The following is a 14,509-nucleotide window of genomic DNA, read 5'->3' as shown; positions in this document are numbered from 1 at the left end:
ACCTGCGCCATGACAACTTCGTCAGTTCTCCGCGCACCGAGTGAGACCGCCGATTCTGTTGTAGCCGCGCCCCGATACTCCCTGGTCGTTTCGTCCGACCGCGAACACCGCGTGGCCGCCCAGCGGCTGCGCTACCGCGTGTTCGCCTCCGAACCCGGATTTTCCGTCCCCGCGCACGCGGACGCCCTCGACGCCGACCGGTTCGACGACTTCTGTGACCACCTCCTCGTCCGCCACGAGGAGACCGGCGAGTTCGTCGGCTGCTACCGCATGCTCCCGCCCGACGCCGCTGCCCAGGCCGGCGGCTATTACACCGCCACCGAATTCGACATCTCCGCGCTCGACCCCGTCGGCAATCGCATCGTCGAGATGGGCCGGGCGTGCGTCGACCCCGACCACCGCTCCGGTTCGGTACTGAGCCTGATGTGGGCAGGCATCCTTCACTACCTGCAGCTCACCGGATACGAATGGGTCATGGGGTGCGTCTCCGTGCCGATGCGGGAGCATCCGGACGCGGTGGCCGGTTCCAACGTCCGCGGGGTGCGAGACCTGCTGCTCCGCAAGTACGGCAACGACCCGGCCGCGCGGGCCGTCCCCAGGAACCCGGTGCGCGTCGACGGGCGGTCGCTCGACGAGATCGAGCCGCCCGCCCGGCCGACCCTGCCGCCGCTGCTCCGGGGCTACCTGCGCCTCGGCGCCAAGGTGTGCGGTGAGCCCGCGCACGATCCGGAATTCGGTGTCGCCGATTTCGTCGCACTGCAGGGACTGCACGGCGCCAACGAGCGCTACCTCGAACGCCTGCGTTCGGCGTCGGCCACTCTCGAGGCGGGAGCACAGGCATGAGCACGGCCGTGTCCGAATCGTCCGAGACGACCGTGCACTCGTGGATGCCGTCGAGTCCGTGCGGCGCGGGATGTCTGCCTGCGGAGGCGAACGGAGTGTCGACCCCGACCGTGGTCGTTCGATGGTGCCTCGTGGTGTCGGCACTGGCGACGGCGCCGCTCCTGACCGCGGGATGGCTGCTGCCCCGGTCGTGGCGGACCGGTCTGCAGCGGCGGTACGCGGCAATCCTGTTGCGCTGCGTGGGAATCCGCCTCGTCGTCGTCGATCATCGTGGAAAGCGCCGCCACACCGGCGGGATCCTGGTGGTGGCCGGCCACGTGTCGTGGACCGATGTGCTGGTGCTCAGCGCGCTCGCACCGGCGAACTTCGTCGCCCGCGGGGATCTGCTGGACTGGCCGGTTCTGGGGTCGCTCGCGCGGCGGATGAGGGTCGTCCCGATCGAGCGGCAGAACCTGCGCGCCCTCCCGGCCACGGTGGCCACGACGGCGGTCAGGCTGCGCGACGGCGAACGAGTCGTGGCGTTCCCGGAGGGCACGACGTGGTGCGGACGGGCGTACGGCGGTTTCCGGCCCGCGCTGTTCCAGGCGGCGATCGACGCGGAATGCCCGGTCCAGCCGATCTCGCTGCGGTACACCGGCCGGGGCGGGGACCTGACGACCGGACCCTGCTTCGTCGGCGAGGAGACGATCGGTCAGTCGATCCGGCGCATCATCCGCCAGAAGGGAGTCACCGCGGAGGTCCGGCTGGCGCCGATCGAGTATCCGGGGGAGTGCCGCCGCGATCTGGCGACCCGGTGTGAGCGCGCCGCGCGAGGCGACGAACGGATCGATCTCGCAGCGCACGACATCGTCGATCCGCTGCAGGGTGCGGTCGGGACGGCGGCCGTGGGCATCGAGGCGGCGGAGCGTCTCGTCGCCTGAGCTATCCTGGTCACGTCATGACCTCTGCCCGCAGTGCCGATCACCCCGTCTACCTGGACCACGCAGCCACCACTCCCATGGTGCCCGCGGCCGTCCGGGCGATGACCGACATCTTCACGACCGTGGGCAATGCGTCCTCGCTGCACGGTTCCGGGCGCGCCGCCCGCCGTCGCATCGAGGAGGCCCGCGAGTCCATCGCCGCCGACCTCGGTGCCAGGCCGTCCGAGGTCATCTTCACCTCCGGCGGCACCGAGAGCGACAACCTCGCGGTCAAGGGCATCTTCTGGGCCCGGCGGGACGCCGACCCCGACCGGGTGCGGATTCTCGCCAGTTCCGTGGAGCACCATGCGGTCCTCGACGCGGTGGAGTGGCTCGAGAAGCACGAGGGTGCCCAGGTCACGTGGCTGCCCGTCGACGAACTGGGCCGGGTGTCCCCGCAGACGCTGCGCGACGAACTCGCCGTCCACGCGGACGAGACGGCCCTGGTCACGATCATGTGGGCCAACAACGAGGTCGGCACGATCATGCCGATCACCGAACTCGCCGCGGTCGCGGCCGAGTTCGGTGTGCCGATGCACAGCGACGCCGTCCAGGCCGTCACGCACATCCCCGTGGACTTCGCTGCGAGCGGGCTGTCCGCGCTGAGCATCGCCGCGCACAAAGTCGGCGGACCGCAGGGCGTCGGTGCACTGCTGCTGGGACGGCAGGTCCCGTGTGTGCCGCTGCTGCACGGCGGGGGACACGAGCGCGACCTGCGTTCGGGCACCCCGGACACGGCGGGCGTCGTCGGTATGGCGGCGGCGCTGCGCGACACGACGGCCGACCTCGACTCCCGCGCGACGGAACTGACCGTCCTGCGCGACCGCCTGATCGAGCGCGTCGGCGAGACCGTTCCCGACGCCGTGCTGAACGGGCCGCTGGGCAGCGCGCGACTGCCGGGCAACGCCCACTTCACGTTCCCCGGCTGCGAGGGCGACTCGCTGCTGATGCTGCTCGACGCCGCCGGGATCGAGTGTTCTACGGGCTCGGCCTGTACCGCCGGGGTCGCTCGTCCGAGTCACGTCCTGACCGCGATGGGTGTGGATTCCGCGACCGCGCGGGGATCGTTGCGCTTCTCGTTCGGGCACACGTCGACGGTCGCGGACGTGGATGCAGTCATCGCGGCACTGCCGCAAGTTGTGGAGCGGGCCCGCGCCGCCGGGCTCGCCGGTGTCGGAGCGCGTGGAGGGGATCGTTGATGCGAGTACTGGCGGCCATGAGTGGCGGCGTGGATTCCGCGGTGGCCGCGGCACGGGCGGTCGCTGCCGGGCACGACGTGGTGGGCGTGCATCTCGCGCTGTCCGCCGAGCCGGGCACGCTGCGGACCGGATCCCGGGGCTGCTGCTCCAAGGAGGACGCCGGTGATGCCCGGCGTGCCGCGGACGTGCTCGGAATCCCGTTCTACGTCTGGGATTTCGCCGACCGCTTCAAGGAAGACGTGATCGACGACTTCGTGGCGTCGTACGCCGCGGGGGAGACCCCCAACCCGTGCCTGCGGTGCAACGAGAAGATCAAGTTCGCGGCGCTCGCGGACCGGGCGATCGCCCTCGGGTTCGACGCGGTGGCCACCGGCCACTACGCGCAGCTCGAGAACGGCGTGCTGCGCCGCGCCGTCGACGCGGACAAGGATCAGTCGTACGTGCTCGGTGTGCTCACGGCCGAGCAGTTGTCGCGGGCGATGTTCCCGGTGGGGGACACCCCGAAGGACCGGATCCGGGAGGAGGCCGCCGACCGCGGCCTCGCCGTGGCGAACAAGCCCGACAGCCACGACATCTGCTTCATCCCGTCCGGCGACACCCGCGCATTCCTCGGTGCCCGCATCGGTGTTCGTCCGGGGAGTGTGGTCGACGCCGATTCGGGTGAGGTGCTCGCGGAACACGAAGGCGTGCACGGTTTCACGATCGGCCAGCGGAAGGGCCTCGGCGTCCAGGGTCCCGCGGCCGACGGGCAACCGCGGTACGTGACGTCGATCGAACCCGACACCGGCACCGTCCGCGTCGGTTCTGCACGCAACCTCGAAGTGCACGCGATCACGGCGGACCGCGCCGTGTGGACGTCCGGGAGCACGCCGACCGGGCCGCTCGAATGCACCGTCCAGGTCCGGGCCCACGGTGGACTCGCCGAGGCTGTCGCCGAAGCGGTCGACGGCGGCATCTCCATCTCCCTTCGGGAGCCGCTCACCGGCGTCGCGAAGGGGCAGGCCGTCGTCCTGTACCGGACCGACCCGGCAGGCGACATCGTGCTGGGCAGTGGAACCATCTCGGGTACCGACGCGCGTCCGAACACGCAGTGACGCAGGGTATCTCACTGGCCGGAGCCGTCACCGGCGTCGGCTCGTGGCCGGGCACGGATCCGCGGGAAGCCTCCACGATCGTCCTCGGCGAACTCGGCAGGCTCCCGCACCTCGTCGAGTTGCCCGCCCGCGGACTCGGCGCCGACATGATCGGCCGCGCCAGCGCTCTGCTCGTGGACCTGCAGCTGGACGTGTCCACGACGGCCTACCGCGTGGTGCAGCGTCGCGGCTCGGTCGCCAAGCGGGCGACCGACCTTCTGAACCAGGATCTCGATGCGCTCGAGGAGGCGTGGGAGAGTGCGGGCCTCGTCGGCGCCGACCACGTGGTGAAGGTGCAGTCGGTGGGTCCGCTCACGCTGGCGGCCGAGGTGGAACTCGGCACCGGCCGGCGCGTGCTCACCGATCCCGGCGCGGTGCGCGACTTCGCCGAATCGCTGGGCGAGGGGCTCGCACGGCACGCCGCGGAGGTCACGCGACGTCTCGGCGCGCAGGTGCTGGTCCAGTTCGACGAGCCGCGACTGCCCGCGGTGCTGGCGGGCACACTGTCCGGTCGGTCGCGGCTCGAGACCGTGCGGGCGATGCCGGAACCGGAGGCTCTCGCCGTGCTCGAGGCCGCCCTCGCCGGCTGCGGCGCGGTGACCATGGTGCATTGCTGCTCCGCCGATCTGCCCACCGACCTTCTGCGGCGCAGCAGCGCCCGCGCGGTGGGTCTGGACGTGTCTCAGCTGGCGTCCGCTGACCTGGACGGCATCGGCGAGCTGCTCGACGCGGGCAAGGAGCTCGCACTCGGCCTCGTCCCGACCGACGCCCCCGCCGTGCCTGCAACGTGGCGCGATCTGGCCCGACCTGCGGTGACGCTGATCGACCGGCTCGGATTTCCGCGCACGACACTGCGGACCCAGGTCGCCGTGACTCCCGCCTGTGGACTCGCGGGCGCCGGCGCGTCCTGGAGCCGGGACGCGCTGAAGTTGTGCGCCGAGGTGAGCAGCGCGTTCACCGACGACCCCGAATCACTCTGAGTCCGGCGTTCGGTGTCGGCCGGACCGGTTAATCTTCGGTAGTGAGTGAATCGACCGAAGCCCCGACACCGGCCCCCGGACACGTCCGGGAGCACTGGAACGAGCTGGCCGAGGAAGTGCGGCAGCACCAGTTCCGCTATTACGTCCGCGACGCGCCCATCATCTCCGACGGAGAGTTCGACGTGCTGCTGGGCGAGCTGAACGACCTCGAGAACCAGTACCCCGACCTGCGGACGCCCGATTCGCCGACGCAACTCGTCGGCGGCGGTTTCGCCACCGACTTCGCTTCCGCCGATCATCTCGAGCGGATGCTCAGCCTCGACAACGTCTTCGCCACCGACGAACTGCGCACCTGGATCAGCCGGGTGGAGCAGGAGACCGGCCCCGACCTGCACTACCTGTGCGAGGTGAAGATCGACGGAGTCGCGCTGAACCTCGTCTACGAGAACGGCCGGCTCGTCCGGGCCGCCACGCGCGGCGACGGCCGGACCGGTGAAGAAGTCACTCTGAACGCGCGAACCATCGACGACATCCCGGAAAAGCTCACCGGCACAGACGAATACCCGGTCCCCGCGCTCCTCGAGGTGCGCGGCGAGGTGTTCTTCCGGCTCGAGGACTTCGCGGCACTCAACGCGGCGCTCGTCGAGGAAGGCAAGGCGCCGTTCGCGAATCCCCGGAACTCCGCGGCCGGGTCGCTGCGGCAGAAGAATCCGGCCGTCACCGCCCGCAGGCGACTCGGAATGATCTGCCACGGACTCGGCCGCAGCGAAGGATTCGAGCCGGTCTCCCAGTACGACGCGTACACGGCACTGGCGGCGTGGGGCCTGCCGGTGTCGACTCACACCGCCCGCGTCACGGGCGCGGACGCCGTCGTGGACCGGGTGCAGTACTGGGGCGAGCACCGGCACGACGTGGAGCACGAGATCGACGGTCTGGTGGTCAAGGTCGACGAGACGTCGCTGCAACGCCGGCTCGGGTCCACGTCCCGGGCGCCGCGCTGGGCGATCGCCTACAAATACCCGCCGGAAGAGGCCACCACCAAGCTCCTCGACATCCGGGTCAACGTCGGTCGCACCGGCCGGGTCACCCCGTTCGCGTACATGGAACCGGTCACGGTCGCCGGCTCCACCGTCTCACTCGCCACCCTGCACAACGGCTCCGAGGTCAAACGCAAGGGCGTGCTCATCGGCGACACGGTCGTGCTGCGCAAGGCCGGCGACGTCATTCCCGAGGTCCTCGGGCCCGTGGTCGACGCCCGGACGGGCGACGAGTACGAGTTCGTGATGCCCACCCACTGCCCGGAGTGCGACACGCCGCTGGCCCCCGCCAAGGAGGGGGACGCGGACATTCGCTGCCCCAACCAGCAGTACTGCCCCGCGCAGCTCCGGGAACGCGTGTTCCACGTCGCGGGCCGCGGCGCGTTCGACATCGAGGTCCTCGGCTACGAGGCCGCCACGAGCCTGCTCGAGGCCAAGGCGATCGGCGACGAGGGAGACCTGTTCTCGCTCACCGAGGACGATCTGCTCAAGACGTCGCTCTTCCGGACCAAGGCCGGCGGGCTGTCGGCCAACGGCCGCCGGCTGCTCGACAATCTCGATTCCGCCAAGGACAAGCCGCTGTGGCGGGTGCTGGTCGCGCTGTCCATCCGTCATGTCGGTCCCACGGCGGCGCGTGCGCTGGCCGGTGAATTCGGGTCGCTCGAGCGGATCCGGGAGAGCTCCGTCGAGGAACTCGCCGCTGTGGACGGGGTCGGCGGCACCATCGCCGCGGCCGTCGCCGAGTGGTTCGGCGTCGACTGGCACCAGCAGATCGTGGAGAAGTGGTCCGCGGCCGGGGTTCGCATGGAAGACGAACGCGACGAATCGATTCCGCGCAACCTCGAGGGACTGTCGATCGTCGTCACGGGTTCGCTGGAGACGTTCTCGCGGGACCAGGCGAAGGAGGCGATCCTCGTCCGAGGCGGTAAGGCCGCGGGTTCGGTGTCGAAGAAGACGGCATTCGTGGTGGTCGGCGAATCGCCGGGTTCGAAGCACGACAAGGCCGTCGAACTCGGAGTGCCGGTCCTCGACGAGGACGGGTTCCGTCGACTGCTGGAGGGCGGACCGGACGCGGTCGCGGATTCCGGAGTGTGATCGGAACCTCACGTCCGCATTTTGGGCGGCGTGAGCAGTCCTGTCATAGTTCTGGACATGATCGAGATTCGGAATGCGACGCCGGACGAGTACGAGGCCGTCAGTGACCTCACGGTGATCGCCTACGTGGGCGGCGGGTTCGTCGAGGCGCACGATCCGTACACGAACCGGTTGCGCGACACCGCGGAGCGGGCGGAGAAGGCGGATGTCCGGGTTGCCGTGATGGAGGGCCAGATCGTGGGTTCCGTCACGATCGCGGAACCGGCGTCCCCGTACGCCGACGTCGCGCAGCCGGGTGAACTCGAATTCCGGATGCTCGCCGTGTCACCCGACGCCCGCGGTTCCGGGGTCGGGTCGGCGCTCGTGCGGCACGTGCTGGACACGGCATACGACCGCGGGGACCGCGCGGTCGTGATGTCCACCCAGCCGGACATGGAAGATGCCCGACGGATCTACGAACGCAACGGTTTCGTGCCTGTGCCCGAACGGAACTGGGCGCCCGTGCCGGGCGTCGAGCTCACCGTCCTGGTCCGCGAGCTCGTCTGAGGCGACCACCGCCGGACCTCCCGGCCCGGGACGGTGGTCAGCTCAGAACCGTCGCGATGATGCCGGCGAGGTAACCCAGCCGGGCGATCTCGGACGGACGGAATTCCGGGCCGCCGGGGCGGCCGAGCATCAGCACGCGGCCGGTGGTCCCGAGGGGAGCCGCCGCGAGTGTGGTGTTCATGTCGCGCCACACCTGCGGCACCCAGTCGCCCTCGCCGTCGAGCGCCGTGGGCTTCTCCAGCGGCATCCACGGGATCTCGGTGGCATGGGTCTCGGGAGCTCCCGAGCTGCCGACCACCCGGTATGCGCCGTGCGGACCGAGGTCGGCGACCACGGACCAGCCGACCCGGAGCACGCGCGGCGCTCCGTCCACGAGGACCTGCAGTCGATCGTCCGCCGCGGTGGCGACCTGGTCGATGAGCTCGAGCTCACGGTGGGTGTCGAGGATTCCGGCGTACGGCCGGATGGAGTCGACGGTGACGCCGGGCAGGTTCTCGGCCGCCGTGATGAGGGTGTCGGGGAGTGATCCCGGCTCGACATCGACCACGAGGTCGTCGATGGCGAATCCGGCACCCCGTTCCACCACGTCGAGCGACAGAATGTCAGCACCCACCGAGCCCAGGGCGACGGCGAGAGAGCCGAGGCTACCGGGACGGTCGGGGAGCTGGACGCGAAGCAGATACGACACGTGCGTCCCTTTCACCACGAGATAGACGCGGGAGTACCTGCGACCCCCGTCGCTCACCATCCTTGCACTTTCGTTCCCGAGTATGCGGTCCCCCCTGCGGCTTCGCCGGGGACGGGACGGGGACGTGCAGGTCGCGCTCGATTCGTGACACTGCCGATACGGATTCGCCTCGTCCGCGAAACACGACAGCCCAAACATGGGTGCATGAACACCACGGCAACGGGAGTGACGACGTCCGTCTCGCGGCGGGTGGCGGCGGGCCGGGAACAGGAATTCCTGCGCTGGACGGACGCCGGGATGGCGATGGCGGGCACGTTCCCGGGGTTCCTCGGCGGGGGCTGGCTGCGTGCGGCGTCCGATCCCGAGCAGTACCACGTGGTGTACCGGTTCGCCGACGAGGACACTCTCGACGCGTGGACGACGTCGCCCGCCAGGAAGGTGTGGGTGGGCCGGGGGACGGGTCTCGCACAGGACACGGTCACGCACCGGCTGACCGGGGTGGAGGGCTGGTTCGAACCGCAGTCGACGCTGACGCACGCCGTGCGGGTCACGCCGCCACCGCCGAGGTGGAAGCAGGCGGTCACCATCTGGCTCGGCTTCTTCCCGATCTCACTCCTCATCGCGTTGTTCGTCACCCCTCGGCTCACGGCCCTGGACGTCGTGACCCGCACCCTGGTGGCGTCGGTGGTCACGACTCCGGTGATGGTCTTCGTGGTTCTGCCGTTCCTGACGGGCAGGTTGCGGCGCTGGCTGCACGGCTGATCGGGCCACGCTCTAGGCTGGGACCCACTTGTGTACGTCCGAACCGAAAGGGGCCCCGCGGTGCCTGCCATCTCCCGTGACGAGGTCGCGCACCTCGCGCGGCTGTCTCGACTCGCCCTGACCGATGCCGAGCTCGACGAGTTCGCCGGTCAGCTGGACTCGATTCTCAGCCACGTGAAGGTGGTCACCGAGGTGCCCGCCGAGGATGTTCCGCCGATGGCGAACCCGAACGCGGTCACCAACGTGACCCGTCCCGACGTGATCGTTCCCGGCCTGACTCCCGAGCAGGCGCTGTCCGGCGCCCCGGCTGTCGAGCAGGATCGCTTCGCTGTCCCGCAGATCCTTGGAGAGGGCGAATGAGCGCCGAACTGACCACTCTCGACGCCGCAGATCTCGCGTCGAAGATCCACAGCCGTGAGGTGTCGTCCGTCGAGGTCACCCAGGCGCATCTCGACCGGATCGCCGCAGTCGACGGTGAACTGAACGCCTTCCTGCACGTGGCAGGCGAGCAGGCGCTCGTGTCGGCGAAGGAAGTGGACAGCAGCCTCGCCGCAGGCAATGCGCCCGCATCGCCGCTCGCGGGAGTTCCGTTGGCGCTCAAGGACATCTTCACCACCACTGACATGCCCACCACGTGCGCGTCGAAGATTCTCGAAGGCTGGATCGCACCGTACGACGCCACGCTCACGAAGAAGCTGCGCGACGCCGGCATCCCGATCCTGGGTAAGACCAACCTCGACGAGTTCGCGATGGGGTCGTCCACCGAGAACTCCGCCTACGGCCCCACCCGCAACCCGTGGGACACCACGCGCATCCCGGGCGGCTCGGGTGGCGGCAGCGCCGCGGCCCTCGCGTCCCGGCAGGCCCCGCTCGCGATCGGCACCGACACCGGCGGCTCGATCCGTCAGCCCGCCGCCGTCACGGCGACGGTCGGCACCAAGCCGACGTACGGCACGGTTTCCCGTTTCGGCCTCGTGGCGTGCGCGTCCTCGCTCGACCAGGGTGGTCCCTGTGGCCGCACGGTCCTCGACACGGCGCTGCTGCACGAGGTCATCGCCGGGCACGACCCGCGCGACTCCACGTCGATCGACGCGCCCGTGCGCCCCGTGGTGGCGGCTGCCCGTGAGGGTGCCGGTGGCAACCTCGAGGGCGTGAAAGTGGGTGTGGTCAAGGAACTGCACTCCGACAGCTACCAGCCCGGGGTCATCTCCTCGTTCGACGCCGCCGTCGCGCAACTCACCGAACTCGGTGCCGAGGTCGTCGAGGTGTCGTGCCCCAACTTCGAATACGCGCTCGCGTCGTACTACTTGATCCTGCCGAGCGAGGTGTCGTCGAACCTCGCGCGCTTCGACGCGATGCGCTATGGACTGCGCATCGACGAGGGCGACATGAGCGCCGACCAGGTGATGGCCGCGACGCGTGCCGCCGGCTTCGGTCCGGAGGTCAAGCGCCGCATCATGATCGGTACCTACGCGCTGTCCTCCGGCTACTACGACGCCTACTACGGTCAGGCGCTCAAGGTGCGGACGCTCATCGCCAGGGACTTCGAGAAGGCCTACGAGAAGGTGGACGTCCTGGTGTCGCCCACCAGCCCGTTCACCCCGTGGAAGCTGGGCGAGAAGGTCGGCGACCCGCTCGCGATGTACCTCTCGGACCTGTGCACGCTGCCGACCAACCTGGCCGGGCACTGTGCGATGTCGGTTCCGTCGGGACTGTCCGTGGACGACGGTCTGCCGGTGGGACTGCAGATCATGGCTCCCGCACTGGCCGACGAGCGGCTGTACCGCGTCGGTGCCGCGTACGAAGCGGCACGCGGTCCGATCGGCTCGCCGAACTAGGAGCAGTCGGGCAGGGCGGTGCCCTGCTCGCTGCCGTAGCGGTGTCCGTGCCCGGGCGCGAAGTTCAGCGCGGACACCAGGTCGACACTCGTCTGCAGGAACGTGATGCCCGGAATCCATTGGGGTACCGGCGCATCGCGTACTGCGAGCGAGAGGTCGGGTCGGTGCGCGATCAGGTCGGGTGACCACCACACCACCGGGTCGGACGTGTTCGCCAGCACCGTCGCTCCGTCCGTCAGGACGGAGCCGGCGGGCGGGCCCGCCCACAGTGCGCCGCAGACTCGCTCGCGCAGTTGGTCGGCGTCGGTGAAAATTGCACTGCCGCCGACGGATCCGAGGCTCTGGCCGTAGACGTACAGCGCCGGGCGCAGAAGGTCGGGGAGGTCGGCGATCCGCTCGGCGACGGCATCGAACAACGCTGCCGCCGATTCGTCGGCGGCGGAACGTCCGAAGACGAACGTGATCCAGCTCGGCAGGTACGAGTACTGCATGCCGACGATGGCGACGTCGTCGGCGAAGCGTTCCTCGAATCCTTCGGCGGCGTTCTCGTCGATCCACCCCGAGCCGGTGGGCACCGTGACGACGATGGCGGACCGGCTGAATCCGCCTGCCCGCTCGAGCTCCGAGACCGCCAGTGCTGCACGCGATTCGACGTCCGGCGCCGAATCCATCCCCACGTACGTGCGGATGCCGGCCGACTGCTCGCCCGCCGCCACGAACCGTCGTCCCTGGCGCCCGAGTGACTCCCAGCTGATCGCGGAGTCCGGGCTGCCGGACAGTTCGGCGGACATCGGCCGGTGCAGGGACACGTCGACGAGCGCGTTGGAGTCGCTGTAGGAACGCGACATCATTCCCCACAACGCGGGTCCGGCGACCAGTTGCAACCCGGTCGCGAGAACGACGGCGGTGGTGGCGCTGCCGATCCAGCCGAGACGGCGGGCGACCGTGCCGACGACGCTGCCGATGCCGGCGAACAGCAGGAACGTCAGCGCCGCCCCGAGGATCGCCTGCATCCAGTGGTCCGGCCCGATGCCCGGCATGCCCATGGCGGCGCGCAGTGAATCCTGCCAGTGGTCGGCGAGCACGATCGCCCAGGTCACGACGATCGTGGCGCCGATCAGGACCAGCAGACGGACCGAGTCCCGCGGAGGGTGGTGGCTGCGTGAACGCGTGACGAGGTGCCACAGTCGACGGACGAGGACGACGAACCCGAAACCGCATGCCGCGAGGACACCGGTGAACAGAGCCTGCGTCAGCGCACTCCGGGGGAGCAGTGAGGGAGCGAGCGACGCGAGTGTGACGGCGGTGACGACGATCGTGGAGGAGGCGCGGGGGAGGGCGGAGACCGGGATCGTCGTGACCAGTGTGCGGCGCAGGGCATTCGGCTTCGTTCGCGAGCGACTGTGCACCGTGCTCCGTCCGGGACCGGACAGAGCGGTGATGGTCATGCGACGGCTCCGACCGGATGCGGGCGGCGGCGGATCGACCAGGCCGCGCCGGCGAGGAGCACGACACCGACACCGCCGGCCAGTACGTACGGGAGCCCGGATTCGGTGACCGGTGCCGAATAGCTTTGGCGCCAGCTGTTTCCGGTGACAAAGGTGGTCGCGACGTTCGCCATGACGAAGCACTGCGCCCGTGCCTGCTCGTCGGCGCGGGTGTCGCACGCCGCGTGCATGCGCTGATCCAGCTGCGCGTCGAGGCTCTGCCGCGCCCAGGGACCCAGGTCCTCGCCGGACCGGGACGCGTACCGCAGAAGGTCGTAACCGAGGTCGTGGGCCTTGCACGACGTGTCGAACTCGAGTGGCAGCGGGACGGGCGACGAGCAGTCTCCGCCGGGATTGGCGAGCATCCCGTCGATCCGCACCGGCGTGTACCCCATCACGGAAGCGAAGTCCGCGGGAACGGAGTCCTCGGAGAGTTCGGCCGGTGCCGTGAGGGTCTGCACCGCGGCGGAGGCGGCGACGTTCTCGTGCCGGGGCGTGCTCGCCGCGCCGGTGCCTGCGAATCCTGTCGTGGTCAGTAGTGCGGTTGCGGCGCATGCCACCGCGGCCCAAGTCGTTCTCCGTGTCCCCGTCTTTCGCATGACGAGAACGTTATGAATTCGTGTTGCGCGGCCACATCACCCCGGAGACCGGTTCGATCCCTGGCCTCGTGGTGCGAGGGGGCCCCGATCTCATACTCCGGTGCTACGCCGACATGAGCCCGGGGTATGAGGACACTGCGTGACCACGGTTTCTACTGTCGACAGTGTGAAGACGAAGACGCGCATCCGGAGGGCCGCCGAAGGTCAGTGGCTGAACGTGGCAATCGTCGTGGTCACGGCGATTTTGTTCGCGGTGGCGTGGCCGACCCTGCAGCTGACCCACCAGGTCAGTCCCCCCATCCAACCGTTCGTGGCGGCGCTCGCGACGTTCCCGTTCCTGCTCATCCGGTCGAATCCGGCGCTGGCGTGGGCCGTCTCCGCGGTCTCGGCGCTGGTGATTCCGCGTGTCTTCGCACTGCAGGACGGTTACGACTACCCCTGGCAGGTGGTCCACATCCTGGTGATGCTCGCCCTGCTGGCCGCCGTCAGCATGCGGGCCGCGATTCCGGTCGTGGGTGTGGCATGGATCTCGACCGTCCTGCTGTTCCTGGCCGACACCCCGGGCACCAACGGCCGCGGGTGGGCGGTGGGCCTGACCGCGATCGTCGTCTTCGGCCTGCTGATCCGGTGGCTGGTGCTCTCCCGCCGGCAACTCGCGCAGCAGGAGGAGCTGAGTGAGCTCGAGCGCACTCGCCGGACGATCCTCGAGGAGAAGGCGCGCATCGCGCGGGACCTGCACGACGTCGTCGCGCACCACATGTCGATGGTCGTGGTGCAGGCGCAGAGCGCGCCGTACCGCATCGCCGATATGTCGGACGAGACGCGGGCCGAGTTCGAGTCGATCGGAGCCGCCGGCCGCGCAGCGTTGAACGAGGTGCGCGGACTGCTCGGAGTGCTGCGCAGTGACGGCCAGCTGGCCGAGCACGCGCCCCAGCCAGGGGTTCAGCAGATCAGCGAGCTGCTCGAGGGCAGCCGCAGGGCAGGCATTCCCGTCTCCTGGCACGTCGACGGCGACCCGACGCTCGTGTCGGAGTCGGTCGGGCTCGTGATGTACCGCATCCTGCAGGAATCCCTCGCCAACACGGCCCGCCACGCGGCGGGCGCCGCGGTCGAGGTGAAGATCGCGTACGAGTCGCCGATAGCGTCCGTGTCGATCGTCAACGGGCCGCCGAGGCGGAGCCTCGTCTCCGCACTGACCAGGCACGAGTCGACCGGCGGCAACGGCATCATCGGTATGCGTGAGCGTGCGCAGGCAGTCGGTGGCGTACTCACCACCCACCTGCACGACAACGGCGGATTCGACGTCCACGCCGAGTTCCCGGTCGCCTCCGCCTAGGCTGGCT

At 69.7% G+C, this 14,509-nt stretch carries 14 protein-coding genes; 11 read left to right on the top strand and 3 right to left on the bottom strand.

The annotated features are described in order from the left end of the window. The first annotated feature begins 9 nt into the window (after nucleotides 1-9). The 7 genes from AZG88_RS03545 to AZG88_RS03515 are packed head-to-tail and all read left to right on the top strand — an operon-like array spanning nucleotide 10 to nucleotide 7,792. Complete coding sequence (locus AZG88_RS03545) at nucleotides 10-843, top strand: GNAT family N-acetyltransferase (RefSeq protein ID WP_061041311.1); 834 nt, start codon at nucleotides 10-12, stop codon at nucleotides 841-843. Beyond that, nucleotides 840-1,763 (top strand): lysophospholipid acyltransferase family protein, encoded by a 924-nt coding sequence (locus tag AZG88_RS03540; RefSeq protein WP_061041310.1) that lies wholly within the window; start codon nucleotides 840-842, stop codon nucleotides 1,761-1,763. The genes AZG88_RS03545 and AZG88_RS03540 overlap by 4 nt, the downstream gene beginning before the upstream one ends. A 17-nt stretch (nucleotides 1,764-1,780) precedes the next feature. Beyond that, complete coding sequence (locus AZG88_RS03535; RefSeq protein ID WP_005240338.1) at nucleotides 1,781-3,001, top strand: cysteine desulfurase family protein; 1,221 nt, start codon at nucleotides 1,781-1,783, stop codon at nucleotides 2,999-3,001. Then, the gene (gene mnmA / locus AZG88_RS03530) at nucleotides 3,001-4,095 is read left to right on the top strand and encodes a tRNA 2-thiouridine(34) synthase MnmA (RefSeq protein WP_005240340.1); all 1,095 of its coding nucleotides are present in this window, start codon (nucleotides 3,001-3,003) and stop codon (nucleotides 4,093-4,095) included. The genes AZG88_RS03535 and mnmA overlap by 1 nt, the downstream gene beginning before the upstream one ends. Further along, nucleotides 4,092-5,114 carry a methionine synthase gene (locus AZG88_RS03525; RefSeq protein WP_061041309.1) on the top strand — a complete coding sequence of 341 codons (1,023 nt, stop codon included), beginning with the start codon at nucleotides 4,092-4,094 and terminating at the stop codon, nucleotides 5,112-5,114. Before mnmA ends, AZG88_RS03525 begins: the two co-directional genes overlap by 4 nt. A gap of 41 nt (nucleotides 5,115-5,155) precedes the next feature. After that, nucleotides 5,156-7,246, top strand: a complete 2,091-nt coding sequence (gene ligA, locus AZG88_RS03520) for an NAD-dependent DNA ligase LigA (protein ID WP_005240344.1) — start codon at nucleotides 5,156-5,158, stop codon at nucleotides 7,244-7,246. Between the two features lie 57 nt (nucleotides 7,247-7,303). After that, nucleotides 7,304-7,792, top strand: coding sequence for a GNAT family N-acetyltransferase (locus AZG88_RS03515; protein WP_005240346.1), 489 nt, complete (start codon nucleotides 7,304-7,306; stop codon nucleotides 7,790-7,792). Nucleotides 7,793-7,829: 37 nt separating this feature from the next. On the opposite strand, the gene AZG88_RS03510 is transcribed toward AZG88_RS03515, so the two are convergent. Then, nucleotides 7,830-8,480, bottom strand: a complete 651-nt coding sequence (locus AZG88_RS03510) for an amino acid-binding protein (RefSeq protein WP_025432327.1) — start codon at nucleotides 8,478-8,480, stop codon at nucleotides 7,830-7,832. A gap of 204 nt (nucleotides 8,481-8,684) precedes the next feature. Here AZG88_RS03510 and AZG88_RS03505 point away from each other — a divergent pair, with 204 nt between their 5' ends. From AZG88_RS03505 to gatA, 3 genes are read left to right on the top strand one after another with little or no spacing between them, the layout of a single operon-like run. Next, nucleotides 8,685-9,242, top strand: coding sequence for an antibiotic biosynthesis monooxygenase (locus AZG88_RS03505; RefSeq protein WP_005240350.1), 558 nt, complete (start codon nucleotides 8,685-8,687; stop codon nucleotides 9,240-9,242). 60 nt (nucleotides 9,243-9,302) lie between these two features. After that, complete coding sequence (gatC, locus tag AZG88_RS03500; protein WP_005240352.1) at nucleotides 9,303-9,602, top strand: Asp-tRNA(Asn)/Glu-tRNA(Gln) amidotransferase subunit GatC; 300 nt, start codon at nucleotides 9,303-9,305, stop codon at nucleotides 9,600-9,602. Next, nucleotides 9,599-11,080, top strand: a complete 1,482-nt coding sequence (gene gatA, locus AZG88_RS03495) for an Asp-tRNA(Asn)/Glu-tRNA(Gln) amidotransferase subunit GatA (RefSeq protein WP_025432328.1) — start codon at nucleotides 9,599-9,601, stop codon at nucleotides 11,078-11,080. The genes gatC and gatA overlap by 4 nt, the downstream gene beginning before the upstream one ends. Here the strand turns inward: gatA and AZG88_RS03490 are convergent. Together AZG88_RS03490 and AZG88_RS03485 are read right to left on the bottom strand one after the other, a co-directional pair. Continuing rightward, nucleotides 11,077-12,528 (bottom strand): alpha/beta-hydrolase family protein, encoded by a 1,452-nt coding sequence (locus AZG88_RS03490; protein ID WP_061041308.1) that lies wholly within the window; start codon nucleotides 12,526-12,528, stop codon nucleotides 11,077-11,079. The genes gatA and AZG88_RS03490 overlap by 4 nt on opposite strands. Next, nucleotides 12,525-13,166, bottom strand: coding sequence for a hypothetical protein (locus tag AZG88_RS03485; RefSeq protein ID WP_061041307.1), 642 nt, complete (start codon nucleotides 13,164-13,166; stop codon nucleotides 12,525-12,527). Before AZG88_RS03485 ends, AZG88_RS03490 begins: the two co-directional genes overlap by 4 nt. Before the next feature lie 139 nt (nucleotides 13,167-13,305). Here AZG88_RS03485 and AZG88_RS03480 point away from each other — a divergent pair, with 139 nt between their 5' ends. Next, complete coding sequence (locus AZG88_RS03480) at nucleotides 13,306-14,502, top strand: sensor histidine kinase (protein WP_005240361.1); 1,197 nt, start codon at nucleotides 13,306-13,308, stop codon at nucleotides 14,500-14,502. Nucleotides 14,503-14,509 lie beyond the last annotated feature (7 nt).

Source organism: Rhodococcus sp. LB1, assembly GCF_001583455.1.
GTDB classification, from domain to species: domain Bacteria; phylum Actinomycetota; class Actinomycetes; order Mycobacteriales; family Mycobacteriaceae; genus Rhodococcus_F; species Rhodococcus_F opacus.
Note: the sequence above shows the minus strand (reverse complement) of the source record. Positions and strands in the feature narration are given on the sequence as shown.

Bases quoted from the DNA above. Each gene is read 5' to 3' on its own strand.
- AZG88_RS03545 (WP_061041311.1), top strand. From the start codon at position 10: ATGACAACTTCGTCAGTTCTCCGCGCACCGAGTGAGACCGCCGATTCT.
- AZG88_RS03540 (WP_061041310.1), top strand. From the start codon at position 840: ATGAGCACGGCCGTGTCCGAATCGTCCGAGACGACCGTGCACTCGTGG.
- AZG88_RS03535 (WP_005240338.1), top strand. From the start codon at position 1,781: ATGACCTCTGCCCGCAGTGCCGATCACCCCGTCTACCTGGACCACGCA.
- mnmA (WP_005240340.1), top strand. From the start codon at position 3,001: ATGCGAGTACTGGCGGCCATGAGTGGCGGCGTGGATTCCGCGGTGGCC.
- AZG88_RS03515 (WP_005240346.1), top strand. From the start codon at position 7,304: ATGATCGAGATTCGGAATGCGACGCCGGACGAGTACGAGGCCGTCAGT.
- AZG88_RS03505 (WP_005240350.1), top strand. From the start codon at position 8,685: ATGAACACCACGGCAACGGGAGTGACGACGTCCGTCTCGCGGCGGGTG.
- gatA (WP_025432328.1), top strand. From the start codon at position 9,599: ATGAGCGCCGAACTGACCACTCTCGACGCCGCAGATCTCGCGTCGAAG.
- AZG88_RS03490 (WP_061041308.1), bottom strand. From the start codon at position 12,528: ATGACCATCACCGCTCTGTCCGGTCCCGGACGGAGCACGGTGCACAGT.
- AZG88_RS03485 (WP_061041307.1), bottom strand. From the start codon at position 13,166: ATGCGAAAGACGGGGACACGGAGAACGACTTGGGCCGCGGTGGCATGC.